The sequence below is a fragment of the Rubinisphaera margarita genome, assembly GCF_022267515.1.
In the GTDB taxonomy this organism is placed as follows: Bacteria; Planctomycetota; Planctomycetia; order Planctomycetales; family Planctomycetaceae; genus Rubinisphaera; species Rubinisphaera margarita.
Window position 1 is genome coordinate 116,899 of sequence record NZ_JAKFGB010000014.1, and the last position, 25,939, is coordinate 142,837.

General features: G+C 58.7%; 25 protein-coding genes. 14 read left to right on the forward strand and 11 right to left on the reverse strand.

Annotated elements, in window-relative coordinates; translation table 11 throughout:
• Positions 1-196: 196 nt before the first annotated feature.
• Entirely contained in the window at positions 197-772 is a 576-nt protein-coding gene (locus tag L1A08_RS13320) for an RNA polymerase sigma factor (protein ID WP_238756932.1), read from the forward strand.
• A gap of 363 nt (positions 773-1,135) precedes the next feature.
• Here the strand turns inward: L1A08_RS13320 and L1A08_RS13325 are convergent, their stop codons facing one another.
• Together L1A08_RS13325 and L1A08_RS13330 are read right to left on the reverse strand one after the other, a co-directional pair.
• Positions 1,136-1,999 carry a fumarylacetoacetate hydrolase family protein gene (locus tag L1A08_RS13325; protein WP_238756933.1) on the reverse strand — a complete coding sequence of 288 codons (864 nt, stop codon included), beginning with the start codon at positions 1,997-1,999 and terminating at the stop codon, positions 1,136-1,138.
• 360 nt (positions 2,000-2,359) lie between these two features.
• Positions 2,360-3,172, reverse strand: coding sequence for an enoyl-ACP reductase FabI (locus L1A08_RS13330; RefSeq protein ID WP_238756934.1), 813 nt, complete (start codon positions 3,170-3,172; stop codon positions 2,360-2,362).
• 354 nt (positions 3,173-3,526) lie between these two features.
• Here L1A08_RS13330 and L1A08_RS13335 point away from each other — a divergent pair, with 354 nt between their 5' ends.
• The 10 genes from L1A08_RS13335 (at position 3,527) to ald (ending at position 12,349) form a co-directional block, all read left to right on the forward strand.
• Positions 3,527-3,832 (forward strand): Dabb family protein, encoded by a 306-nt coding sequence (locus L1A08_RS13335; protein ID WP_238756935.1) that lies wholly within the window; start codon positions 3,527-3,529, stop codon positions 3,830-3,832.
• A 281-nt stretch (positions 3,833-4,113) separates the two neighbouring features.
• Positions 4,114-5,208 carry a DUF1559 domain-containing protein gene (locus L1A08_RS13340; RefSeq protein ID WP_238756936.1) on the forward strand — a complete coding sequence of 365 codons (1,095 nt, stop codon included), beginning with the start codon at positions 4,114-4,116 and terminating at the stop codon, positions 5,206-5,208.
• A 327-nt stretch (positions 5,209-5,535) separates the two neighbouring features.
• Positions 5,536-6,624: a DUF1559 family PulG-like putative transporter gene (locus L1A08_RS13350; RefSeq protein WP_261362878.1), complete on the forward strand. Its 1,089-nt coding sequence runs from the start codon at positions 5,536-5,538 to the stop codon at positions 6,622-6,624.
• A gap of 97 nt (positions 6,625-6,721) precedes the next feature.
• Positions 6,722-6,994 (forward strand): hypothetical protein, encoded by a 273-nt coding sequence (locus L1A08_RS13355; RefSeq protein WP_238756937.1) that lies wholly within the window; start codon positions 6,722-6,724, stop codon positions 6,992-6,994.
• Between the two features lie 26 nt (positions 6,995-7,020).
• The gene (locus L1A08_RS13360; protein WP_238756938.1) at positions 7,021-8,181 is read left to right on the forward strand and encodes a hypothetical protein; all 1,161 of its coding nucleotides are present in this window, start codon (positions 7,021-7,023) and stop codon (positions 8,179-8,181) included.
• Between the two features lie 325 nt (positions 8,182-8,506).
• On the forward strand, positions 8,507-8,728 hold the full coding sequence (locus L1A08_RS13365; protein ID WP_238756939.1) for a hypothetical protein: 222 nt from the start codon (positions 8,507-8,509) through the stop codon (positions 8,726-8,728).
• Positions 8,729-8,774: 46 nt separating this feature from the next.
• Positions 8,775-9,122, forward strand: coding sequence for a hypothetical protein (locus L1A08_RS13370; protein ID WP_238756940.1), 348 nt, complete (start codon positions 8,775-8,777; stop codon positions 9,120-9,122).
• A 66-nt stretch (positions 9,123-9,188) separates the two neighbouring features.
• On the forward strand, positions 9,189-10,445 hold the full coding sequence (locus L1A08_RS13375) for a L,D-transpeptidase family protein (RefSeq protein ID WP_238756941.1): 1,257 nt from the start codon (positions 9,189-9,191) through the stop codon (positions 10,443-10,445).
• 84 nt (positions 10,446-10,529) lie between these two features.
• Entirely contained in the window at positions 10,530-11,153 is a 624-nt protein-coding gene (locus tag L1A08_RS13380) for an HAD family hydrolase (RefSeq protein WP_238756942.1), read from the forward strand.
• Between the two features lie 86 nt (positions 11,154-11,239).
• Entirely contained in the window at positions 11,240-12,349 is a 1,110-nt protein-coding gene (ald, locus tag L1A08_RS13385) for an alanine dehydrogenase (RefSeq protein WP_238756943.1), read from the forward strand.
• Positions 12,350-12,443: 94 nt separating this feature from the next.
• Here the strand turns inward: ald and L1A08_RS13390 are convergent, their stop codons facing one another.
• From L1A08_RS13390 to L1A08_RS13420, 7 genes are all read right to left on the reverse strand, one after another.
• Entirely contained in the window at positions 12,444-13,823 is a 1,380-nt protein-coding gene (locus L1A08_RS13390; RefSeq protein WP_238756944.1) for a type II secretion system F family protein, read from the reverse strand.
• Between the two features lie 123 nt (positions 13,824-13,946).
• Positions 13,947-14,813 (reverse strand): type II secretion system F family protein, encoded by an 867-nt coding sequence (locus tag L1A08_RS13395; RefSeq protein WP_238756945.1) that lies wholly within the window; start codon positions 14,811-14,813, stop codon positions 13,947-13,949.
• A 197-nt stretch (positions 14,814-15,010) separates the two neighbouring features.
• Complete coding sequence (locus L1A08_RS13400) at positions 15,011-16,366, reverse strand: CpaF family protein (protein WP_238756946.1); 1,356 nt, start codon at positions 16,364-16,366, stop codon at positions 15,011-15,013.
• A gap of 86 nt (positions 16,367-16,452) precedes the next feature.
• On the reverse strand, positions 16,453-17,700 hold the full coding sequence (locus L1A08_RS13405) for a hypothetical protein (protein ID WP_238756947.1): 1,248 nt from the start codon (positions 17,698-17,700) through the stop codon (positions 16,453-16,455).
• Positions 17,701-17,893: 193 nt separating this feature from the next.
• Positions 17,894-18,946, reverse strand: coding sequence for a Flp pilus assembly protein CpaB (gene cpaB, locus L1A08_RS13410; RefSeq protein WP_238756948.1), 1,053 nt, complete (start codon positions 18,944-18,946; stop codon positions 17,894-17,896).
• A gap of 146 nt (positions 18,947-19,092) precedes the next feature.
• Positions 19,093-19,494, reverse strand: a complete 402-nt coding sequence (locus tag L1A08_RS13415; protein ID WP_238756949.1) for a TadE family protein — start codon at positions 19,492-19,494, stop codon at positions 19,093-19,095.
• An 18-nt stretch (positions 19,495-19,512) separates the two neighbouring features.
• Complete coding sequence (locus L1A08_RS13420; protein WP_238756950.1) at positions 19,513-20,085, reverse strand: A24 family peptidase; 573 nt, start codon at positions 20,083-20,085, stop codon at positions 19,513-19,515.
• A gap of 639 nt (positions 20,086-20,724) precedes the next feature.
• Here L1A08_RS13420 and L1A08_RS13425 point away from each other — a divergent pair.
• Complete coding sequence (locus L1A08_RS13425; protein ID WP_238756951.1) at positions 20,725-21,720, forward strand: NAD(P)H-dependent glycerol-3-phosphate dehydrogenase; 996 nt, start codon at positions 20,725-20,727, stop codon at positions 21,718-21,720.
• A gap of 357 nt (positions 21,721-22,077) precedes the next feature.
• Here the strand turns inward: L1A08_RS13425 and L1A08_RS13430 are convergent, their stop codons facing one another.
• Both L1A08_RS13430 and L1A08_RS13435 read right to left on the reverse strand, forming a co-directional pair.
• Positions 22,078-22,881: a rhomboid family intramembrane serine protease gene (locus L1A08_RS13430; RefSeq protein ID WP_238756952.1), complete on the reverse strand. Its 804-nt coding sequence runs from the start codon at positions 22,879-22,881 to the stop codon at positions 22,078-22,080.
• Between the two features lie 261 nt (positions 22,882-23,142).
• Complete coding sequence (locus L1A08_RS13435) at positions 23,143-23,676, reverse strand: hypothetical protein (RefSeq protein WP_238756953.1); 534 nt, start codon at positions 23,674-23,676, stop codon at positions 23,143-23,145.
• 266 nt (positions 23,677-23,942) lie between these two features.
• Here L1A08_RS13435 and L1A08_RS13440 point away from each other — a divergent pair, with 266 nt between their 5' ends.
• Positions 23,943-24,221, forward strand: a complete 279-nt coding sequence (locus L1A08_RS13440) for an RNA polymerase subunit sigma (protein ID WP_238756954.1) — start codon at positions 23,943-23,945, stop codon at positions 24,219-24,221.
• Between the two features lie 64 nt (positions 24,222-24,285).
• The gene (locus L1A08_RS13445) at positions 24,286-25,923 is read left to right on the forward strand and encodes a DUF6798 domain-containing protein (protein WP_238756955.1); all 1,638 of its coding nucleotides are present in this window, start codon (positions 24,286-24,288) and stop codon (positions 25,921-25,923) included.
• The last annotated feature ends 16 nt before the right edge of the window (positions 25,924-25,939 follow it).

Below are 25,939 nucleotides of genomic sequence, written 5' to 3' on the forward strand. Positions count from 1 at the left end.
TGACTCTCTCTACACGTCGATGCGACCAAATACCGTGCCTTACCTGCAAGTGTGTGCACGGATTTTCGGGCTTCAATCGCAATTGTACTGAATTTCTGCGACACTGTCGTTTTAGCTCCGATCCGTGCACTACCGGCGTCTCCGAACCGATCTTTCAGCTCGCTGTTCTTCCATGACCGACGAAAACGATGAACTCATGATACGCCTCCAGGGCGGAGATAACTCCGCTTTCGAGGAGCTCGTTGAGCTGCATCAACGGCCGCTCATCGGCTACTTCATGCGGAACGTGAGGGACTGGCAACTGGCCGAGGACCTGTCACAGGAAACGCTGTTGCGGGTCTACAATCAGGCGTGGGACTACTTGCCCGTTGGCCGCTTCAAACCGTGGATGTACCGCGTCGCCCGGAACCTGCTGATCGACAACGTCCGCAAGCGATCGCACGATGCCCTGGTCCGTGCGTATCAGAGTCGCTCCGAAGATAACGACGCCGGCATCTCCCGCATTGCCGGGGAGTTTACCTCGCCGGAAGACAAGCTCGACGAACGCGAGTTCTGCAACATCGTCGACCGACTGCTTGATGACATCCCGGACGATCAGCGGCAGACATTCGTGCTGCATCACTACGTCGGCCTCAATCTGGCCGAAGTCGCCGAGATCCTCGAAGCCAACGTCGCGACGACCAAGAGTCGCCTGCGTCTGGCCCGGGAAAAACTGCAGGAGAAACTCCGCCCCTTCGGGATTCAACCGTCGCAGGACTCTGCCAGCGTGTAGGTGGGGATAGCGAAGCGTATCCCAGTAAATGCGAGCGGCTTCAGAAACCTCCCATGCCCGGGGGTGGCCCCGAAAGATTCTTTCGGGGCGGCGCAGCCGTGGGCGAAGTGCGATTTGACGCCTGATATAAGGGACGGTGTGGTTGCCGAAAGACAATGGATGGCCGCAAGTTGGAGGCTCGCGGCAGCTGCATTCTCCCATGGCTTCGCCGCCCTGATAGCAGAGCTATCACGGCCACCCCAAAGGGTCGGGGTGGGCGTTTCAGCGATTCACTTCGGGGCCACGTCACGCTTGAGACGGTCAACCAATTGCTGGGATACGCGTCGCTATCTCAGCCTACTACTGAGCCCTTGTAACACCGGCTTAGTCGATGATTGGGTTTCGCAGGGTGCCGAGTTTTTCGATGGTCACTTCGACCACATCGCCCGGCTTCAGGAAGACCTGCGGGTTGCGGGCCATGCCGACACCAGACGGCGTGCCGGTGAAGATAATATCGCCCGGCTCCAGGGTCATCAGCTGGGTTAGGTGAGCCATGATCTGGCCGATGTTGAAGATCAGCTCTTTGGTCGAGCTGTCCTGCATCACTTCGCCGTTCAGCTTGAGCGAAATCGACAGGTCGTGCGGGTCGCCGACTTCTTCGCTGGTCACAATCCAGGGACCGATCGGAGCGAAGGTATCGGGCGACTTGCCGAGCAGCCACTGACCGCCGGGACGGCCTTTCTGCCAGTCGCGAGCCGAGACATCGTTGCCGACCATGTAACCGGCGACGTAGTTGAGAGCCTCATCGGCAGAGACGTTGCTGGCCGACTTGCCAATCACGACGACCAGTTCGGCTTCGTAGTCGACCTTCTTCGCGACCGCTGGGAGACGCACCGGTTCATCGGGGCCGGTGATCGTGTTCGGGTACTTGCCGAAGCAGACCGGCTCGCTCGGAATCTCGGCTTTGGTTTCACGGGCATGGTCGCCGTAGTTGAGACCGATGCAGATGATCTTGCTCGGCTTCGCGATCGGAGCCCGCAGGGCCCCGTCGATGAACCGTTCCTGAGACACGCCGGTCTGAGCGGCTCGTTCGGCGCGGTCGACCAGTCCCTGTTCCAGGATCTCGTGAATCGTACACGGCAGTGAGTCATCGACGGCACACAGATCGACATAGCGAGATTCTCCGCCAGACAGTTCCACCGCGACCGGCTTCAGTTCTCCACCCGTTTCCAGCATCGCCAGTTTCATCGTTCACCTGTTCTCTAGTCTGGACCGATTCAAAACCGGTTGTTCAACCAATGTCTTCGCAGTCGCAGGCTGGGATCGCGAAGCGAATCTCAGCAAATGTGCTTGTGACTTCTTCCGACTCCGCCCCCGACAGGGGTGGCCCCGAAAGATTCTTTCGGGGCGGCGCAGCCGTGGGCGAAGTGGTATCTGACGTCTAATTCAGAAACGCTGTGGTTACCAGGAAGGCAGGCTGCAAGTTGAGGCCAGCGGAAGGTGCATTCTCCTACGGCTGCGCCGCCCTGGTGTTTCACCTACGCTGAAGACAAGCCTCTCGTTGCGATGCAACACAGAGATGAATCTCTGTGCCATCCCGTCTTCTGATTACTGATTGGCGATCTGCACATCGTGCGGCGGAGCGCCCATGATGTGGTAGCCGCCGTCGACGTGCAGGGTTTCCCCGCTGATGCCGCTGGCCTGATCGCTCATCAGCCACATCCCGGCTTTGCCGACTTCGTCCGGCGTCACATTGCGACGCAGCGGTGAGAACGCCGTGTAGAGCTTCATCATCTGGTCGAACTCGCCGACAGCCGAGGAGCTCAGCGTCTTCAGCGGACCGGCGCTCAGGGCGTTGACGCGGAATCCTTCCGGGCCGAGCTCGTTGGCCAGATATTCCACAGTGCTTTCGAGAGCCGACTTGCAGACGCCCATGATGTTGTACCCGGGAATGACCTTCTCGCCGCCGAGGTAGGTCAACGAGAGCAGGTTGCCGCCGGGAGCCAGGATTTCGCGACCACGATGCGCCAGCGAGATCAGGCTGTAGCAGCTGATTTCCATGGAGAGCTTGAAGCCATCGCGACTCACGGCGTGAACCGGGCCCTTGAGATCGTCCATCGGAGCGTAGGCGATCGAGTGCAGAATGAAGTCGACCTGACCGAATTCTTCCTTCGCCTTCGCGAAGACAGCGTCGAGATTTTCATCGTTCTGGACATCGCAGGGCATGATGAACTTGGCGAAGTCATCGACGAGCTTTCGCAGACGACGCTCCATACGGGGCCGTTCCGGATCCTTGTCGGGCAGGTGCGTGAAGGCCATCTCGGCTCCTTCGGCCTGCAGCTGCTGGGTAATCGCCCAGGCAATGCTGTGATCGTTGGCGATTCCGAAAACCAACCCTTTTTTGCCCGAAAACAGGCCCATGCTCGACTCCTTAAGTTCTGGCAGAAACCGCCCGCTGCGGTGCATTCAATTCGACAGGGTGCCATGCCCACGCTGGCCGTGGGCGTGCAATCGACTTCGACCCGTCGACCGCGATGATTTGTGATTCGTCCACTGGAAGCATGCCCACGCGAGCGTCGGCATGGCCCCCGATCATTCAGGATCAGGTCCGGATGCGAATCAGCCCAGAGTATCTGGCCACGTGCGGGCGTTCAAGGTTCGGAGACCTTTTCGAGCCGTGCATCAATGCGGTCCGATTGAAGATCGCCGTGAAACCGGGCAGAATGCGAATCACAATTCCATTTTTCACCACTTCGAATGACTCCGAGGATGCTCATGCTGGCTCACATCGTCTATTTCACACTCCACGACAACTCCGAAGCTGCCCGGACCAAACTGGTCGATGCGTGCCACAAGTACCTGAAGGATCACCCGGGGGTCGAGTTCTTCGCAGCCGGCACTCTGGGTGATGAATTCAGCCGTCCGGTGAACGACAAAACTTACGACGTCTCCCTGCACGTCTACTTCACTGACAAAGCCGCGCACGACGCCTACCAGACAATTGACGATCATCTGACCTTTATTGCGGAAAATAAGGAAAACTGGAAGCAGGTTCGGGTGTTTGATTCCTGGGTCAGCTGATTCGGCGGCCCCTCCATCTGGCGAAAGCCCCGGAAGCTTGCCAGCGAGACGACGGAGAGCGCCGGTTTTGTGCCACATTGCGCTCTGATCGTATGTTCTCGTTTGAAGAAATGGGGGGGTATACGCATTGACATTCTTCGATGTGGGCCTTATTCTGCTGAGTCCGATCGCCTCCGTAGTATTTGCAGTGACGATGTGTTCTCTATGTGTTTCCCCTATGACGTGATTTCACGTCTTTTTTAATTGCTTTCCCTTTTCTCTGTGAAGGAAGGACCGTCGTTATGTCTGCTCCAAGTCCCGAGGGCAACAGCAACCATGCGCGCGTCGGCTTTACGCTGATCGAGCTGCTCGTTGTTATTGCCATCATTGCTATTCTTGTTGCTCTGCTGCTTCCAGCCGTGCAGCAGGCGCGCGAAGCCGCCCGCCGTAGTGCCTGTAAGAACAACCTGAAACAGGTCGGTCTGGCTTTGCAAAACTACCACGATACGCACAGCGTCTTCCCTCCAGGGCGCGGTGGGCCCGGACACGGAAGCGGCGATCGCTGGAGTGCTCACGTTCACCTGCTCCCCTACATCGAACAGCCCGCCCTGTACGATGCCTGGATGGCACAGGCTGAAAACCCGGCTTATCCGACACTGGCCCCATGGTCGGAATGGACCGTGAACGGCATCGTTCCTACCGGGGCTGATATCAAGACCATCATCTGCCCTTCCGATCCGTACCAGAAAAACCTTTTCAACGGGCAGGGCGGAACGAACTACGCGTTCTGTGCGGGAGACAATGGGGACCGGCTGGACGACCCCGATGGACGCGGTTGCTTCTGTCGTATCAGCAGCATCAAGATGCGCGACATTCTCGATGGAACCAGCAATACCATTGTGGTGGGTGAAATCGTCCGGCCGAAGGGTGGCAGGGCGCTCGGAGACATTGCACGTCCCAGTTCTGGTGACTGGAACGCCATCGTTGTCAGCAACCCGTCTGCCTGTGCGGCGATGTACAATCGTTCGACTGGCCTGTATGTCAGTCCGCTTCCTTCCAGCGGGCATCACGGCGGTGGCGATCAGAAGCAGGGGTATCGTTATGGTGACGGCGGATCTGTCTTCACCCTCTTCACGACAATTCTCCCTCCGAACTCGGCCAGCTGCATGCGACTGAACAACGACAGCGGAGACGGCATCCTCAGTGCGGGAAGTCGACACTCCGGGGGAGCCCAGTTCTGTCTGGCTGACGGAAGCGTTCGGTTCATCAGCGAGAACATCGACACCGGTGATCTGACGGCTCCCGTTCCTCCGGCCAACTCGGCAGTTCCGTCGCCTTACGGCGTATTCGGTGCTCTCGGAACCCGTGCCAATGGCGAAGTGATCGGCGAGTTCTAGAAGCAAACTCAGCATGGCCGAGGATTCGTCCAAGGACTGCAGGAGAAGCATGAAAATGCTCTAAGCCTGAATTCAGGTTGTTGAAGATTGAAATCTGCACCCCGGTTGTCCATACAGCCGGGGTGCTTTTTTTCGTTGAAGCCCCCTCACGAAATTACTCTGCGGTACCGCATACGCATTGACATCTGTGGATGCTGGGTTTATTCTGAAAATTCACGGAATTCTCCGTCGATTTCTTAAGAGTGATACGTTTTCCGCGCGTTCGCGCGTGACGTGATTCCACGTCTCTATCTATTTTTCTCTAATCCAGAGAAGGAAGGACCGCCCATGTCTACTCCACAACATGTGGATCCCATCACCACGCGCCGAGGTTTTACGCTCATCGAGCTGCTGGTGGTGATCGCGATCATCGCTATTCTGGTCGCATTGCTCCTCCCAGCCGTGCAACAGGCTCGGGAAGCCGCCCGCCGCAGTGCCTGCAAAAACAACCTGAAACAGATCGGGCTGGGTCTGCAAAACTATCACGATACGCACAAGGTCTTTCCCCCGGGTCGCGGTGGCCCCGGACACCAGGGTGGTGACCGCTGGAGTGCTCACGTCCATCTGCTGCCCTATATCGAACAGGGCGCCCTGTACGATGCGTGGATGGCTCAGGCTGAGGCGACCGGGTATCCCAATATCCGTCCCTGGAACGAATGGACCAGCGCTGGCGTTCGTCCGACAGGTGCCGACATCAAGACAATTATCTGCCCGTCCGATCCCTACCAGAAGAACCTCTTCGGCGGCCAGGGCGGAACGAACTACGCCTTCTGCGGCGGGGACAATCCGCATCGCCTCGATGACGCCGACGCCCGCGGGACCTTCTGTCGCAACAGTAGCGTGAGAATGCGGGACATTCTCGACGGCACCAGCAACACAATCGTTGTCGGTGAAATCGTCCGGCCCAAGGGCGGCCAGGCACTCGGCGATGTTGTGCGACCGTCTTCGGGAAACTGGAACTCCATTATGGACAATCCGTCCCAATGTCAGGCGATGTTCAACAAGTCGACCGGCCTGTATGTCACTCCCGTCCCCTCCAGTGGCGAGTTCACAGGCGGCGATCAGAAGCAGGGTTATCGCTACGGGGATGGAGGAACGGTCTTCACCTTCTTCACGACCATTCTCCCGCCCAACTCGCCGAGTTGTATGCGTGCGCGGAACGACAGCGGTGACGGGATCCTCAGTTCCGGCAGCCGCCACTCCGGCGGTGCTCAGTTCTGCCTGGCTGACGGAAGCGTCCGCTTCATCAGCGAGAACATCGACACCGGCGATCTGACTCAGCCGCCGGGAGCAGCTAACTCCGCCGTGCCGTCTCCGTACGGTATCTTCGGTGCACTCGGAACCCGAGCTAATGGCGAAGTCATCGGCGAGTTCTAAGCCTGAGCTGACTCCACTGAGAATCTGAAAAATATCACCCCGGCTGGTCAAACAGTCGGGGTGATTTTCTGCGCGGCGAGCCATTGTCAGAACATGCGTGAAACTCGCCCGCTCGATTCGCTTCTCCCGCTCCCGCCGCCCGATTAAGATCAAACTCTGTTCCGTCCAATCCGGAGTCGATCTCATACAGCAGCCATCGCGGTTGTATTACTGGGAAACGGAAGCTCCTCCGACTCGTTGCGGCGGGTGTCGCTGGTTCTTTACGTATGTACTGAAATGCCTCAACGACGACTGCACGGCGACGTACCGGTGCCGACGTTGTCAGCATGAGGTGATCCGCCGCGTCCGTGATGACCACAATCTGTATTAAGCCGCTGTTTGACACCGAGACCAGCCATGACCACGGCTTCGCCTGAAGAGCCCGCCCTTCCGGAGGGGAATTTCGATTCCCGAACCGCGGAGGCGCATCGCAGTCAGGCGGAAGGACGGATCTTTCCCTGCGAAGCCTGCGGGGCGGATGTCGTTTTTCATATCGGCACGCAGCAGCTGAAATGCCCCTATTGCGGGCACGCTCAGGCCTTGACGCTCGGCGAAACCGAGCTGCAGGAACGCGATTACGAAGCGCAGCTGAAGTCGCTTCGCGAGCATCACGAGACCTTCGACTTCGAGACGGGCCTGAAGGAAGTTCGCTGCGACGGTTGTGGCGGGACAGTCGTCTTCGAGGGGAACCTCGCCAGCACCGACTGTCCCTATTGCACATCGCCGATTCAGCTTGAACACGTTCACGAAGTCGAGACACGGATCCGTCCCGATGGCGTGCTGCCGTTTCAGGTGGATGAGAAACGGGCCCGAAAATCGCTTCGCGACTGGGTGCAGGGACTCTGGTTCGCTCCCACCGATTTCCGGGCGGCTGATCTGTCGGGCCGTTTCAGTGGCGTCTATCTGCCTTTCTGGACGTTCGATTCCATGACTTACACGGTGTATTCCGGTCAGCGTGGCGAGACCTACACCGTTCGCGTTGGCACAGGAAAAGACCGACGAACGAAGACCAAGGTCCGCTGGTATCCGGCTTCGGGTGATTTCCAGCGGTTCTTCGATGATGTACTCGTGATCGCCTGCCGGGAGATGTCGCCCGACCTCATCGCCGGAATGGAACCCTGGCCCCTGTGTCGGGCGATTCCATTTACGCGGGAAGTCCTTGCCGGCTATCTGGCGCGGACGTACGACACGGAACTCGACGAAGGGTTCCGGGAAGCCCGTCCGCGGATCGAACGGGCCATCGAAAGCGATGTTCGCCGACGCATTGGCGGGGATCGGCAGAGGATTCACGAGATGAAGGTCGGCTATTCAGCCGTGACGTTCAAATACATGTTCCTGCCGGTCTGGCTGCTTTCCTACAAGTACAAGGACAAGGTGTATCAGGTGATGATCAACGCCGCGACCGGCCGCGTTTCCGGGCGTCGCCCCTGGTCGATGGCGAAAATTATTCTCACCGTGCTCCTGAACCTCGTCATCGTGCTGACTCTCTGGGGCCTGCTGAGCGCCTTCGCCAGTTGACCGACGAAAAGTCGCAGGCAGGGATTGTCGCGAGCCGAAGGCAGCCAGGCTCACGCGAGCGTGGGCATCGCATCGCCGAAAATTCATTGCGATGAGGGGACGTTCCGGTTGCTTTGGGCCCGAGACCTGGAGCCGAGTTTTCGCTGCTCGTTTCGAGCCGGAACGCCTCGGAATTGTCATTTTTTCCATCGGGCAACACGCATGGCGGAATCGGTGCGCTCCGCTTAAACTCCCGCCCTCGTCAAATTGCGGCCGCCTGCGCCGTCCTTTCGTATTGAATTCGTTCTCTTCTCCGATCCCCTCTGATTCGATGGAGAGTTTCTTCATGTCTTGGCTGAAACGCTATCCCCGACTTCTGGTAGCGACGCTGACGGTCTCCCTGACCGGCTGCCAGTTGATGCCTCATGCGCTGCAGGGGAACCAACTCCGCAAACTCAATCGCGGTCCCGCACTGGGGCGCGACGCCTATAACTTTTCGGTGCCCGATCCGCCGACCTACACGCACAAAGTCGATGGGCTGATTTCGCATGATCCGTTTGAAGAATAATCACTCGCGATCGTTGAGTTCGTGAACATCAAGAATGGATGCCGACATGTTCCCGTTAAAACCTCGCTGCTGGAGTGGACTCGTTCTTGCTTCCGCCATTGGCGTGAATACCGTGGTGACGATCGCCGCCGAGCCTCCCGTTCGGGATGCTCTATACCGGCCGCAGGAAGCACCGGTGCGAATTATGCATCTCCCTTCGCAGGGACCGGCTCCGGTCGATTACGCCATCATCCGCGGTTCAGAATCACGACCGAAGTCAGGGGCTCGCTGGTGGAGTGGACCGAAACCGATTCGCGTCCAGACCGTCACAACACAACGAGAGTTGAGTCCTGTCACGGCCGAGTCAAACCATTCGCTGGTCACCCGGCCCATCATGCCGCTGTTCGCCGAATAAGCGATTGCCAGAATGATCCCACAGTTCCCATTGTTCCCTTCGGGTGAAGACAGAACGGAAGCTCCCATGTTCGATGAACGTCCCTACCGTCAGCAGCCTAAGTCTGTCTGGTCGATCTGGTGGTTCGTGGCCATTATGGCTGCCGGGTTGACCGCCTGGCATCTGGAACTGGTGCCGTTCAATCCGTTCAAAGCCGAGCAGATCGCCCTGCGGGACCATCCCGTTGAGGAATTCCCGGACAGCTACTCCGAAGAAGAACTCGCCGCGAAATCGACCGACCGAAGGGCGGGCTACTCTCCAGACACGCCGGACTTCCGCCTCGAGCTCTCCGAATTCCAGCAGGAACCGCCGTCTGAATCCGTCGAGCCGCCAGCGGTGATGATCGACTCGGGAGCGGCTACTCAACTCGCGCTGCATCAGTCCGAACCGGACCAGGGCGCGCCGCCCCTTCAGCAGTATCGTCGCGATGAAACTCCGGCCAGTTCCCGGCTTCCGATGCGAACCGCCGCCGCTCCTCAACAGACCGCGATGCTCGAACCTCAGCAGAACAGCGGCGTCGTGAATGCAGCGGGAACCGTGACGCAGTCTCCGGAGCAGACACCACAGCCGATCGTGACCACCTCGGCTGCCGCCCGCGAACCGAATCAGCTTCCGTCCGCGTTCCAGTTGGCCCCGGAAGCCGAGCAGGATGTACTGCGATTGCGGGAACTTTCCTCGCTCTACTGGCAGAATCCCGATCAGCGAGCCGCGATTGAAGACGAGCTGATGGTGCTCTCGCACAAGATCTACTTCACCGATGCGGCTCATTATCTCCCGCCGCACACGGTGCAGCCGAATCAACATCTCGAAACCATTGCCGGCCAGTACGATGTCTCCTGGCAGTACCTGTCCAGCCTCAACGGTGTCTCTCCTGAGAAGCTGCGAGCCGGTCAGGAGATCAAGATCATTCAGGGCCCTTTCGACGCCGTGGTGGAACTGAGCCAGATGCGACTCACGATTCACGCTCACGGCTATGTCGTCGCGCACTACCCGATCGGCATCGGCACCAATGGCAGCACGCCAGCCGGCCAGTTCGCGGTTCTCAACAAGCAGGATAACCCGACTTATTACGGTCCCGAAGGAGTGATCAGCTGCGACGATCCCCAGAACCCGCTGGGTGAGTACTGGATCGACCTCGGCGACAGCATCGGCATCCACGGCACGAATGATCCGTCCTCGATCGGAAAAGCCGCCTCCAAAGGCTGCATCCGCATGTACGACGGCGACGTCGCCCAGGTGTTCGACCTGCTGACAACCTCCAGCCGCGTAGCAATTCGCCCGTAAGCCGCGACATGGCCGTCGCTCACGCTTTGGGTTGGGATGCTGTTCGCGACGCGAGTTGACGTTTTGAGGATCGAACCAGTTTCCATGCCTGATATCAAAGCCTGTATCTTCGACATGGGAAAGGTGCTCGTACATTTTTCTCACGATCAGATGCTCGACCAGATGGCGGCTCTCTGCAACTGCGAAGCCGCCTATCTGCGAACCGTGCTGTTCGATTCCGGTCTGCTGCTCGAATACGAACGCGGCGCACACACCGAAGAACAGATTCACGAACTGATTCAATCACGGCTCGGCTGCACGGTGGATCGCGATCATCTGGAAGATGCGGCGGCGAGAATCTTCAGCGAGAACGAAGACATCGTTCCGCTCATCCGCGAACTGAAGGCGGCTGGCTTTCCGCTCGTGCTGCTGTCGAACACGAGCCGGATTCATTTCGAGTTCATCCGTCGCGAGTTCTCGATTCTGCACGAGTTCGATCACTACGTCCTTTCGTACGAAGCGAAAATGCTCAAGCCCGATCCGGGCATCTACGAACTCGCCGTCGCCGCGACAGGCTACGCGGCAGAGAATTGCTTCTTCACCGATGACATTGCCGAGAATGTAATCGCTGCACGAGAGACTGGACTGCAGTCTGAAGTTTTCACCGACGCGGCGGCTCTCAGAAGTCACCTTCGATCGTTGGGACTTCCGCTCTCCTCCGGAATGTGAGAACATGAGGCTCTGGAATCGACGTTGTAGATTCAACGTCGGACTTTCATGATGAGTCGGGCCTCAGCTCAACCGATGGAGTGCACATGATTGTTGGCGTCCCCCGTGAAGTGAAGACCGACGAGTACCGTGTGGCGATGCTGCCGGTCGGTGTGCAGGAGTTGACCCGCCGCGGACATCAGGTCCTGGTGCAGAGCGGTGCGGGAGCCGGAAGCGGCCTGCCCGACGAAGCCTACGCCACCAACGGAGCCGAGATTGTTCCGACCGCGAAAGAAGTCTTCGCGAACGCGGAACTGATCGTGAAGGTCAAGGAGCCGCTCCAGGAAGAGTGGCCGCTGCTTCGCGAAGGACAGATCGTCTTCACGTATTTCCATCTGGCTTCGAGTCGCAAGCTGACCGACGCGCTGCTTGAGACAGGCTCGATCGCCGTTGCCTACGAAACACTGAAGGGGCCAAACGGAAACCTCCCTCTGCTCACGCCCATGAGCGAAGTCGCCGGACGGATGAGCGTTCAGGAAGGAGCCAAGTACCTCGAACGCCCCCAGGAAGGCCGCGGAATACTCTTGGGCGGAGTGCCCGGGGTGGCCCCCGCTCATATCGTGATTCTTGGTGGCGGCGTCGTGGGCAAGAACGCGGCTCAGATTGCCGCCGGCTTTCAGGCTGACGTGGTGATTCTCGACGTGAACGTCGACCGGTTGCGGTATCTCGAAGATATCATGCCGCCTAACGTGAACACGCTCTTCAGTGATCGGCACAACCTTCAGGAGCAGATTCAACGGGCCGACCTGATCATCGGCTGCGTTCTCATTCCGGGAGCGAAAGCTCCGCAACTTGTGCTGGCCGATGACCTGAAGCGAATGAAAGCGGGAGCCGTAATTATCGATGTCGCCATCGATCAGGGCGGCTGCATTGAAACGTCCCGTCCGACCACGCATTCCGAACCAACTTACATTATCGACGATGTGGTCCACTACTGTGTGGCCAACATGCCGGGCGCGGTGGGGCGTACGAGCACCTATGCGCTCTGCAACGTGACATTCCCCTACGTCGCCCAGATCGCCGACGGCGGCCTGCAGCGACCAGGCGAACTGTCACCAGAGATGAAATCGGCCGTCAACATCTGGCAGGGCAAGCTGACCAACCAGGCCGTCGCCGACGCCTTCGACCTTCCCTGCCAGGAGATTACCCGCCTGTAAGGGTTCCCTCGCGCCGGCATCCCGCCGTCGATGCCGGCGCATAGAAAAGCTCACGCGGTTGCGTGAGCTTTTTTCATGAATTCGTGGGCCGTCGTTACGGGGTAAACCGCTGGCCTTCCTGGACGCCCTCGACGTCCTGCTGGAACTGCTGGATTCCGCCCCCTTCGAAGAAGTCGGAGAGTTCAACCACGGCCGGGCCGAGCAGGAACAGGTACACAGCCGGCATCAAACAGAGCACGGTTGGGAACAGCAGTTTGAAGGTCGCGGCATTGGCCTTCTGGTCGGCTCGCTGCTGCAGGGTGGCCCGCATGGCGTCGGAGTACTCGGTCAGCGAGTCGCTCACGTTCGTTCCCATGCGTTCGGTCTGAATCAGCAGGGTTGAGAGCGAATGCAGTTCCGGCACGTTGACGCGATTGTTCAGGTTCACCAGGGCGTGCTCGGTCGTGCTCAAGTCGGCCTGTTGGGCCACGATGCGCAGTTCTTCCGCCATCGCCGGGTAGGTTTCCGAGATTTCCCACGAAACACGCCCCAGAGCGGCTCGCAAAGTCATTCCCTGACTCACGCACATGTTGAGCAGGTCAATCACGTCCGGCAGAGCCTGTTCGATCTCGCGGCGACGCTTAGCGGCTTTCGAACGAATATAGATTCGAGGAAGGGCCCATCCCAGGATTGCGCCAACAATCAGCAGGATCAGGAACACCGGTTCCAGAGCCGGCGGCCCGAGAACGAACAACGCACCGAAGAAGAGGATCGGAGCGATCAACGAGACGTACCGCAGAGCGGCGAAGTTTTCGTAGGCATGAGGCGTGTAGTGACCCGCTTCCATCAGGTCGTTCTTCAGCGACTTCTTCCGCTCTTCCGTTTCCGGCATCATTGCGGCCAGAGTCGGTGTGAGGTTGGAACCCCAGCGATAGTCCCCACGATCGGCGAAAGGAACATCACCCGGCTCGACCTGCGGCAGATCAACCTGTTGTCCAGTGATCGGCTTGCCGAACAAGGAACGAGAGGTCCAACTCCGCTGTTTGTCGGTATAACGATGAGCGGCTTCCGAGGACCGGACCACGAACTGTTCCTGACCGGAGGGCTGAGCCTCGGCTCGCATTGCTTCCTGCTGCTCGCGTTGAGCGTCGACGCGAGCGGGAGATTCCGCATCATCGCGTTCATCGTGAAAGACAGAGTCGACCGCGGGAGCGAGCGGATCGGTCGTCGACTCATCCCGCAGCAGAGACTTGCCACGATTCACGGCTGAGTCTTCTGACGACAGAACCAGCGAAGGTTTGTCCGTTTCGGTCGCCCGATCGGGTTTCGATCGTTTGCGATCGTCCTTCGATCCCGTTCCCAGCAGAGCCCGGAAAAGCCGGACTGCAAGCAGGATCGCGAGCAGGACGCTGGCGGCAATGAAGAGCCAGACCACGATCTGGAACAGGGAAACCCCGCCGATGATTGTGTCTCGCAGAAATTGTTGAATATCCATTGTCGTTCATCCGTCGGCTAAGCCGGTCAGTGTCGATTGAACTGGAGTTGACTGTCTTGGTATCGCTTCGGGTCACTCTCAGATCGAGTACTTCAAACCTGAGAGCTTGTGACCCGGATTCTATCAGGTGTTCTGTGTGTTCCCGAGGACTCGCCAGATCCAGATGGCCCCCACGATCTCAAGAACAATGCCGCTCATGGTGATGAAGAAGCCCCAGTTGGAGGCCATCAGCCGCGAGAGGTAGGTCGGATCGCGGAAGATAAAGAACGCCAGGATCGCGGGCGGCAGCAGAATCATCAGTACGGCTGTCGCACGGCTACCAGCCGTAATGGCTCGCAGGCGTCCCAGGAACATCGATCGATCGCGAAGGGTTTTGGCCAGACGTTCGAGCACGCGGACCAGGTCACCCCCGGTCTGCTGGTGCACGCTCAGAGCGGTCGCGAGAATTCGCAGGCCGTTCACGCCGGTTCGCTCCGGTAATTCGTAAAGAGCTTCGTTCATCGTCACGCCCATCTGCAGCTTGCGGACGCAGTTCTCCATCTCGGTTCCGAGCGGGGCAGGGGTGTCCTCGGCAACCATCGCGAGACACTGATCCAGACTGCGACCAGTACGGGCGGCCCGGGCCAGCTCGTCGATCATCGGCGGCAACTGATTCAGAATCTGCGACTGACGACGAGACCGCATGAACATCAGGATGCCGATCGGAATCCCGAATCCCAGCACGACGCCGATGGCGGTTGCCAGAGGATCTTCCAGAAGGACGAAGATCAGGCCGCCGACCAGGAGGGCGAACAGCATGCAGGACATGAGAGCCGCAACCGGCGACATCTCCACCCCCGACTGCACCATCAGCCGGTCGAACCAGCCGTTGACGCTGTTCGCGGCATTGGGCGGGGCATCGGGTTCGGCGAACCGGTCCTGAGGTTTCAGGATGTCGGCGAATTCCGGCCGGGGTGAAATTGTTGTCCGTTGTGGATATCCAGTGGCCATCGCGGCACCTTTTTGATTTTAAGAAGACCGGTTTCCCAGTCAGTTCAATCCATTCTGTCCGCTGTCAACTGTCGTTGAGTTCTCAGTCCGTCGGTCCGTCGGGAGCCGCTGGCTTCGCCAGTGCCCGACTTATGGGCGACGTGTAATCGCTTTCGAGAACGCACTGGCAGAGCCAGTGGCACCCTTTGTGGTCGTAATTACTTGCGGTCGTGAATCGTGTATTCGCCGCCGGCGATGAGTTCGCGGGCGGTGAACAGTTCCATCGGCACTTCGTGGCCAATCGTGGCCATGCGACGGATACATTCCGGTTCGTAACCTGTGGCGTAAAAGGCTCCCTCGGCGTAACCGTCGGAGCTGACGCCCGTCATCCGATAGACGAAGATGTCTTCCACGTTGTATTCCCCTTCACGGGTTCCGGCGACTTCCGAGATACGCATCACTTTACGCTCGCCCGTGCTGAGACGGGAGACGTGAACCAGGATGTGCAGAGCCGAAGCGATGTAGCGTCGGGCGACATCGGGAGTCAGATCTGCTCCGGACAGAGCGATCATCAATTCGAGTCGTTCCAGGGCATCGCGTGTATCGTTGGCGTGAACGGTGCTCATAGAACCGTCGTGCCCGGTGTTCATGGCCTGGAGCATGTCGAGGACTTCGCTACCACGCGCTTCGCCGACGATGATCCGGTCCGGCCGCATACGCAGACTGTTTCGGAGCAGCTCACGCTGGGTGATGGCTCCGCGACCTTCAACGTTCGGCAGTCGCGTTTCCAGTCCGACGACATCGGCCTGACGCAGCTGAAGTTCCTGAGTTTCTTCAATCGTGATCACACGCTCGGTCAGCGGGATGAAGCGGCTCAGCTGGTTGAGGAGTGTCGTTTTACCGGCACCCGTTCCCCCGCTCAGCAGGACGTTCATGCGACCTTTGACACAGGCGATGAGGAAGTCGGCCATCTCGCGAGTCAGCGAGCGACTGCGAACCATGTCTTCAAACTCGACGGCGACCGAACTGAATCGACGAATGGAAAGCGTTGGGCCCCGGTTCGTCAGCGGCGGAATGACCGCGTGCAGACGAGAGCCATCCGGCAGCTTGGCGTCGACCATCGGCGAGACTTCGTCGATACGACGACCGGCTCGACCGACGAGTCGCTGAATCAGGTGCAGCAGGTGATTGTCATCGGCGAAGCGAACGTCGGTTCGTTCCAGGCGACCGCGGCGTTCAACGAACACCGTGTCGGCTCCGTTAACGAGCACGTCGCTCACTTCCGGATCGTTCATCAACGGTTCGAGCGGACCGAAGCCGTACATCTCGTCCATAATCTCGTTGACCATCTGCTCCCGTTCCGATTCCGGAAGGTAAGCCGAGTGCATGTCGCAGAGATGAGCGGCGAGTGCCCGCAGCTGCTTGCGGAGTTCGTGCTCGGGCAGCTGACCGGCTTTGGAGAGATCCATCGCGTCGATCATCTGACGGTGCAGACGAGTCTTCAGCTGCTGAAATGCGCGCTTCGATTCGGCATTTGAATCCTGGTCGTAACCGGTGTCAGTCGCGAAGGCCATGATGAAAAATCCTCAAAAGTTCCTGGACTTCCCGTCATCTCGACAGGAGGACATGGGAGATATGGGGCGGCGAAATGCCGGGTCCCCTATCGACTGATATATAACTTGTAAACGTATGGGTTCGGTTGATACAGCACGGGTTCGCTGGCCTCAGTTGCCATTGTACCCAGTCCCGTCGTGGGAGAGTGGGCAAATTCCGCAGGAACAGCCGTCTTGGTCGTCATGACGGTTGGCTGCAAAATCACGGTTGCCGACTCTCCATCGGCTGGGAGAACCTTCAGAATCCGCACGGCGACGACGCCTTCACACTGAAGTGTCGTCCAGCCCGGAACGGTCATCGGTGCAGCGGAATTATACAGCAGACACAGTCTCTGTTGCCCGATCTGCGACTCAAGCGCCAGCTGGACCGGGGTTGTCACATTGCCCAGGGCGGTCATCTCGAAGGGAGACTGAGCCGGCAGGCGGTTGTTCAGCAAACGGAGATCATCCTGAGTGAGTCCCTGGCGGATCTGCCGATTGATGTTGTCTTCGTGGAGGTCGTTATTGAAGTCGAGCAGCTGCACGTTCGAGAGCAGCGGATCCTGCTTCAGGGGAGACGACTGCAGAACGACTTCCGGAATTCCGTCCGGCTGTTCGACGACAACATGGTTGATTTCATCGTAGCTGTAGTTGTCTGGTCCGAGTTTCTCTTCGATCATCGACGACCAGGTATCGAGTCGCTTCCCGGTCGGATCGTTGGCGAGAATGGCCAGAGGCAGCGCCGGAATCGGACGAGCCGGGGCGGCTGCGAAGTGATCGATCTCGTTGTTGAAGGCTGCCTCGACGATCGTCATGGCATCAGCCGTCGCACGGCCGGTCACTCCAGGATAGAACAACGTCACCGGGTTTCCCTGCTCGCGGGACCGACGGGTCCGCACTTCGACAACGGTGGGATTGTCGTTGGTGAGCAGAAAGGTTGTTTCTCCGCCGGCTCCACCAGGGACGCGTCGACCAAAGACGATATCGGTATCGTCTCCATCGACAACGAGTTCGACCCGATGGGTTCCGACGCGGTTCATATAGGCCACTTCCGCGGCCCGCACCTTGGCTTTGTAGACAGTCTCATCGGCATCGAAACCGGGGCGGAGCATGTCGTCGCTCAGATAGGCCCCCGCTGCAGCGAGCGCCGAAGCTTCGGCTGCGGTCTGCAGTTCGACTTCGGCGGCTTCGATCCAGAGTTTGTTCATCACCAGGGCCGAGGCGGCACCAACGACCAGGAGCGCGAAGGCGATGGCGGGCATCAGGGAGCCGCGTCGCCGTGCGTCTTTCAACTGGTAGGGTACGATCGATTTCACGTTCGCCTCGTGGTTGTCTGCTTGGATAAGTCTGATCCCGACTCTGCCATTACGAACGGCTTCGGGCCTTGCTCTCGACGAATGTCTCCAGACATCGCCTCTCTACTTCGGTAGACCCTCTTCCAACGCACTGCGGAAGGAAGGGGGGGATCGTGACGGCCGCCGAGATGACGGCCGTCACTGAGAACTCACGCTACGTGGCCGAGTTGAATCGACCCCGACTGTTCGGCGAAGGAGCCGCGTTCGGGTTTCCCTGGAACTCGGGGTTGTCGCTCGTCGGCGGACTCACCTGGGTTCCGCGATAGCCACCCCAGCCCCGTCCACCGTAGCCGCGACCGTAGCCCCGACCATAGTTTCCGTTGTTGCGAGGAGGTGCCCAACCCGGCGTTTCGATCCACGGAGTGGCTCCGTCCCAGTCGTTATCCCAGTCGTCGCGTTCATCACCATAATCGATGACCGAACGGGCACTGCCACGCCAGATCTCGGTAAGGAACGGCTTTTCGGCTTCCGGCGGTTCCGGCAGGCCGAGGATTTCGTCGAAGTAAGCCCGATCGGCTTCAGCAACATCGACTCCACCCGAGCCGGGTCCGTTCGGGGTGTAGGTCACCACGATCTCGCCATGCTTCTTGGCTTCGAGCAGAATGTTCGACTGTTCCGGGCTCAACTCGAAGGTAATCGTGTTGCTGCCACGCGACAGGTCGGTCTGCTGGGTCATCCGATTGATGGCCAGGACCCGCACACCTTTGAACATGGTCATTGTAAAGCCGCCACGATAGCGGCGATCGGCTCCGTTGTCGGCGATCGACAGATGAACGTCGACGAAGTCTTCCGGCTTGATCAGCCCGTCGACCAGGTCGGTGCTGTTCCCCAGTCCGATCGTCACAGCCCGCATGCCCGGATTGATTTCGAGCGGCGGACGAGTGTTCGGAGCATACAGCTGAGCCGTGCGGAACGGCTGAGCCTGAGTGATGTCTTCCAGAGCGTAACGTCCGACCACGGTATCGCGGTTCAGGATCGTGTCACGTTCGAGCTTCGATTCGTCGAGACGACCGGTCACGACGTGTTCCGAAGTAATCAGGGTTCCAGCCGGAATATCTCCGGCGGCCATCGGCACAAGACGGGTCGTTGCCGCCCGTTCCGGTTCTGGCTCCACCCAGAAGAATGACTTAAACAGGTAGAAGATTACCAGGCCGCCGATGACAAACAGCATCAGCAGCGTCAACAAGGCAGGTGTTAGAATTCTCACGATCCCCTCTCCGATTCCAAAAAGATCATCCGATCAGATTGCCGGACATTGTCCCCAGCGTGTTGCCGTTCGACGGCACGTTCACACAATTCCGTCCCTGCCTGAAATCTTCTCCACGTCCGTGGTGAAGAAGCCCTGTGTTCTCTCTACTCCCGCTGCATCACTGTTTCTGCAACAAGGTGCTTATCTTTCAAACCGAAACCGATCGGCCAGAGCATGTCCGGCGAAGCGGCTCGCATCGGAACCTTCACCACGACCAGAACAGGGTCGCCGGCAAAGGTGCCGATTTCCGTGATTACTTCCGCGTTCCGTGAAAGCTTCGGTCCCAAGGCTGTCAGGACCGACTCTTCGATGTATTCCTGCGAGGTTCCCGGATGGGTGGCGGCTCGCGCTCCCAGGCGGCTCGCCTCGACCACGGTCCCGCGGGCGAAGAACAGCATGGAAAACTCAAAGACCGCGAACAGCATCAGCAGTAGAATTGGCAATGTCATTGCCAGTTCCATGCTGGTGAAGCCCTTTCGGCGCGTCTGTTTTGGCTGTGTGATCATGCCTGCTTCCGGTCTGAGTTATGTCAAAGTCCACGGGAGTGGGGGCCAGTTGCCAAAGTAGGCAGAGGCCAGCAGTCCCCATGTCGACAATGCGATAGGTAGTGCGTAGGCCATAATTCGTCGCTGCTTCCGTTGTTCCACGGTTTCCGCAGCTGGTTTCTCTCCCGCCTTGCCCGGCTTCCCGGTGGCCAGAAGTTTCTTCTTCATTCGTTTCGGACCAATCGTGAGCACGTTGGCGAGCACGATTCCCATCGTCACGAGGATCACGATCAGCGTGCTGATCCCGAGGATGTAGAGCGTCCACTGGAATCCGATCCAGACAGACAGTCCGCCCAACAGTTTCACGTCTCCGCCGCCGGCCGTTCCGACCATCCACAGCAGAAACAGGATTCCGAATCCGACCAGAAATCCGAGTCCGCCCGTTGCCAGGCCGGCCCATTGATCGAAGACTCCCTGATAGATCCAGCCGGCGAAAAACATCGGCAGCGTGAGCTTGTTGGGAATCTTGTAAAACTTCTGATCCCAGATCGCCGCGGTGAGTGTGTACCCGATCACGGCAACAAGAAATACGATTGGCTGAATCTGATCCATCGCCGGCCTTCGATTCCGAGCGTGACCCGGCGTCAGCCGCGTTCACTGGTCCATCTGTTAATTAATGTTGAGCTTAAACCCCGGCAGATGCAGCCGGAAAAGTGTGAAATCTCAACCTGAATTCAAGATACTACGTTGAAATCATAACACACGTTTTCGTTGTCAAACGGAACTGTCTCCATTTTGATACACATCTCCACGAGGCCGCATCACCACCAGACTTCGCGACTCCCCGAGATGGATTTTCGTGATCAATCTGCGTCGCCGGCACAATCCGATCAGGTAAACCTCTGCAGCCTCATCCGGAGGAAGCCGACGGTCTTGTTCACGACGCTCGCTCTCTCTGCTCATGAATATTTCGAAGGTCAATAGGGTCCCCGGTTCGCTCCACGCGGGAAACCGACACGGTGACTTCTCCGGATTGCTTCCCGTTCACGAACCATCTATAAGTTAGACAGAGGCCGAAACAGTCGTTGAAGGCCCTCAGGAGCAGTTGCCGTGAAGGTCGAACTGCTCTGTCCGCGTCCGAAGGCAGCGTTCCAGATAACGTTCGCTCAAACGCGGACACACGGTCGGGCAATTTGCTCGAACAAGCTGACAGCATCAGTTGAATTCACGCTTACAGGGAGGAGTCTGCACATGGCCACGAAAATCGCGATTCTCGGCGGAGGAGCCATGGCAACGGCCTGCGCGATCCTGTTGGATGAATCGAGCGATCAACAGGTCGCCATGTGGCTTCGCAGTCCCGACCTGGCCAGGGAGATCGCGCAGACCCGGGAGAACCGCCGCCTGCTCGCTGGCGTGCACATCCCCGAGCGGATCGGCATTACCAGCGACATTGAAGAAGCGGTCGATGACGCCGAGTTTCTTGTCGTCGCCATCCCGTCGGCATTCCTGCGTGCTTCGCTCGAACAACTCGCCCCGGCGCTGAATCGGAATCGGCCGGTCATCAGTGTCGTCAAAGGCCTCGAACCGGAAACGCATCAGCGTCCCAGCGAGATCATCACTGAAGTGCTCGGCACCCGCGCCGTGGTCGCTGTCGGGGGACCGAGTCACGCCGAAGAAATCTCCCGGCGTCTTCCCGCCACTGTTGTCGCCGCCTGCGGAGATCTTTCGCTCGCCAAGCGGGTGCAGAACATCTTCGCGACCGATCGCTTCCGCGTGTACGCCAATGTCGATCTGATCGGCGTCGAGATCGCTGGGGCGGTGAAGAATGTCATCGCCATCGCAGCCGGAATCTGTGATGGGCTCGGCTTCGGCGACAATGCGAAGTCAGCCCTGATGACCCGCGGCATCGTCGAGATGTCCCGCTTCGGCAATTACTTCGGAGCCGAAGATGCCACGTTTGCCGGACTGGCCGGGATTGGCGACCTGATCACCACCTGCATCAGCCCCTACGGCCGGAATCGCCTCGTGGGCGAACGTTTGGGACAGGGCGAAAAGCTCAGCTCGATTCTCGAATCAATGGACTCGGTCGCCGAAGGGGTGAAGACAACCCAGGCGGTAATGGAGATTTCCGAAAAGCACGACATCGAAATGCCGATCGCCCAGGAAGTCTACCGCGTGCTCTTCGAAGACAAGTCGCCACTCGAAGCAACACAAACCCTGATGAATCGCCCGTTCAAGATCGAGTAACGCAAGGGGTGGCCCAGACGTGTACGTCGGGGTGACGAACTCACAAGAGGTCGGTATCCAGCAGAGATGAGTTGAGCCGCAACTTCTTCGGAGGGTGGCTCGGATCGCTCCGCGATCTGGGCGGCGAAGCCATAGGATGACGCGATCAGACGATCGATCAACCGCACCAGGGTTTTCCACTTATTGCGCTACCCCCGAGATGTGCACAAACAGGAATGTCGGTGCCACTCTGTCGGAGCTGCGAGTGTTACTCTCGGAGGATCACCGTCCGTTCTTGAACAGGGGCTGAAGACAGGCATCCTGTTGCTTTCGCAACACAGAGAGGAATCTCTGTGCCATCCTGTGATGCGGGCGGCTCTACGACTTCCGGTTCTTATAGCGTTCGCTGGCCTGTGTGAGTGTTTTTCGTTCCTTGCTCGTCAGGCTGGCTTCGCCCTTTTCGGCGATTTTCTGCAGGATGCGGTCGACTTCCTGTTCCATCACCTGCGGGTCTTCGTCGCGGTAGATCTTCAGCTTGGGGTTTCGGCGAGCACCGGATGAGCCGAACGATGTCGTCAGGGGAGCCAGGCGAAGGCGGAACTTGAAGTAGAGAAACGCGAACAGGATGCCGCCCAGGTGAGCCATGTGGGCAATCTGATCGGTGCTGCCCCGTCCGCCGAGTTCCGACAGAACCGGAAGCAGGTCGACGAGAAGAATGAACCCGGCCAGCCACCGCATCTGCACGGCAATCAGCCCCCAGAGCATGACCTGCTCTCGCGGAAAGTGCAGGGCATACAGGAACACCAGCGCCACCGCGGCTCCCGATGCACCGACCGCGGGAGTGAGATCCGCCATGGCCATCGACCAGGCGACATAGCAAAGCCCGGCGAAAATGGCGGCTGCGCAATAGAAGAGACCAAACTCCCGGCTGCCGTACATCGACTCCAGCCGGCGGCCGAAGAAGTAGATCAGCAGCATGTTGAAGAGCAGATGGAACAGGTTCCCGGGATCGTGCAGGAACGCATAAGTCAGCAGCCGCCAGATCTGTCCCTGCAGCACGGCTTCCGAAGCCAGATCGAACCAGATGTTGACCAGCGGAAAGAACAGCTGACCGACGAAGGCAATCACGGTGATCAGGATCAGCTTCTTCCAGACCGGCCAGTCTCCGCCACCTGATCCCATTCCGGAAAATCCGCCTGGAGGATCGTCGCGAATATAGTCCCGATTATGGATTCCCATCCTGACACCAATCTCTGCTGATCAACAAAAAGCCTCTGTTACCGCGCGCCAGCCGCGGATGCGTATCCCATTGTAGGGAGAACCGAAATGTCCCACGAGATGAAATTTTCGACTTCTCAGGCGTTTGAGCGGCCACGAGATCGACAATAAACAGGCTGGGATAAGCGGAGCTGTATCGCAGCACGACCACGCAAAGCGACACCCTTACGGCAAGAACCCCTTCTCGCGGAGTTCGGTCAGGTTCTCCGGGGCACTGCTGACGATTCGTTCCATGGCGTAGCGGATGAGAGCGACGCCGGCGAGTCGTTCCGGAGCGACCAGAATCGCGACGCGATCTTCGTCTTCCTGATCGAGCCGGCGGTTCAGTTTGTCGACCACTTCTTCGACTTCATCACTGATCAGTTCTTCCCGCAGAGCCGTGTTGGCCAGTTTCAAATTCGAGAACGCCGCGGTTCGGGCCATCAGGAACTGCACCAGTTGACTGTCTTCTTCCGACTCGAAGAAGTCCTGAAACTCCGGCGACTGATCGCCCGGCTGAATAATGACCGGACGGGTGATTTTGATCTCTCCGCGTCGAACCTTCACCGGCGCGGCGTCTTCTTCCGGCGGCAGCACGAGGTAATAAGCCAGATCGGAAGTGCCGAACGTGAACAGCGAATAGGGGACCGAACGGGCGATGGAAACGGAATTCCAGACCTGTTGCAGGAACCTCTCCTCACTGAAATCGTAAAAGTCCATAAGGCTGATTGCCGATTGTGTGAAGGTACGGGTTGGCGGACCCGGATGGTGAGCCGGCTGATTGCTGGCGGGCATGCGAATGGATGACTCGCTGGAGTCGTCTCTCCTCATTCTCAGGCATTGTGAGGCATCGCAGGGCCGGGAACAAGGTTGACAAATCATTGTCGCATTGAAATAGTGCGGCTCCTGCATGAAATCGCAGACTTTCCGGCATCCACGACGGATGCTGTTGCACGATTTATAAGACAGACACAGAGGATGGTTGTATGAGCGGACCAATTATCAGAACCGGCGCGACACCTGAGTTTTCAAAAGGGTGGGATCGCATCTTCGGCGATGGCAAGCCGGCCCGGAAGAAGTCGAGCAAGAAGAGCACGAAGAAGTCGACCAAGACCGCAGCCAAAAAGACGACGACCAAAAAGGCCGCGACGAAGAAAGCCTCCAGTCCCGCTGTGAAAGCGACCGCGAAGAAAGCCGCTAAGAAAGCGACCGCGAAGAAGTCGACCGCTGCCGGGTCGAGCGCCCGCAAGACGAAGAAGAAGTAGTCGGCTACGCTCGTTGATTTCCGAGCAACCCGCTGGTCTCACTATGAAACGGTGAACTCCTGCCGTGACCGACCTCAGCTCTTCATCGGTATCAGAAGACAATCACGAAACCGCCAGTCAGTCTTCGCACTGGCTGGCGATCCTCATTTTATGGGGACTGTTGATTGCCTGGTCACTGCTCCGATCGCCCATTCCCTCGGTTAACGAACCCCACTACCTGTGCAAGGCCCGGCACTTCTGGGACCCCACGTGGTGCGCGAACGATTTCTTCCTCACTTCGTCGAATCCGCACTGGGTCTACTACTTCACCGTCGGCTGGATGACGCAGTTTCTGTCGCTGGGCACAACCGCTCTCATCGCGCGGCTCGCTTCCCTGCTTATCTTCGCGACCGGCTGGATTCGCATGACCCGGGCCCTCCTGCCGCATCGACTCGCCCCCTTTCTTTCGCTGTCCGTCTTTCTCCTTCTTCAGGCGGTGGTGAATTTCTCCGGGGAGTGGGTGATTGGCGGGACAGAATCGAAAGTCTTTTCCTACGGTCTCGGCTTCTGGAGCCTGGGTTGCTTTCTGAATCGTCGCTGGAACGCGGCGGGAGTCCTGATGGGGCTCGCAATCGCCTTTCATCCTCTCGTTGGCATCTGGCTGACCGGCTGCCTGGTTCTCGGCGCGGTCCCCGTGCTCTATCAGCATCGAACAGAACTCCGCTCGATCGCGAAACGGGCTCTCGTACCGCTCGCCCTGTTGGTCCTTGCCTCGCTGCCGGGCATGATTCCGGCTCTGGGCATCATTTTCGATTCCGCCTCGCCGGCCGATCGTTTCGCGGGCGATTACCTGCAGGTCTTTTTTCGCCTGAAGCACCATCTCGATCCGATGCAGTTCAAGCCGTTGAATTACATTGTCTACCTGGGGCTGATGATCCTTTCCGTCGCGGGGTATCAGCGGCTGCGAAACGGCGGCGAGCGGATTGAAGGCTGGCGACTGTTGCTGGGCCTGATGTTCGCCTCGGCTCTGGTCGCCTTCATCGGGATTCTGATCGGACTGCGATTTACCGAACCCAACGAAATGCCGGCTCTGGCGTTGCGGGCCAAGCTGCTCAAATTCTACCCGTTCCGGCTGTACGACATGATGGTGCCGGTCTTCTTCAGCCTGATCATTGCCGCGATGACCGTTCGCTGGGCGTCCCGGGCTTCGAAGACGACACTCGCCTTGTTCTCAGCGGCCATCTTTCTGCTCGGAATGTCGTTCCCCTTTGTCGACCGGAATCCGTCCCGCCTGCCGAACGAGCGACTTTCAGACTGGTACGAAGCCTGCGAATGGGCTCGGACAGAAACGCCTCCCGAAACCCTGTTCGCCACACCCCGCAGCGGCTGGGCCTTCAAATGGTACTCCCACCGAGCGGAGTACGTGACCTTCAAAGACTGCCCTCAGGATGCCCGGGGCATTCTGGAATGGAACGAACGTCTGACGGTTATGGCCGACTGGAGAACGGCGAGCTACGAAGACAGCTTCATTTCCCGGGAGGAACTCGCCCGACTGCGTGAGTTAACAGGAGCAGAATACCTGATCGCCCGGCATGCGTATCTGTTCGACAGTGAACCGGTCTTTGAGAACGAGTTTTACCGGATTGACCGCCTTCCGGAGCCGAAAGTCGTGCCTGTCCCCTCGGCCAGACGTTCTGACAGTCAGGCAGCGAGTTTCCGCTGAATCCGGTAGAATCGGT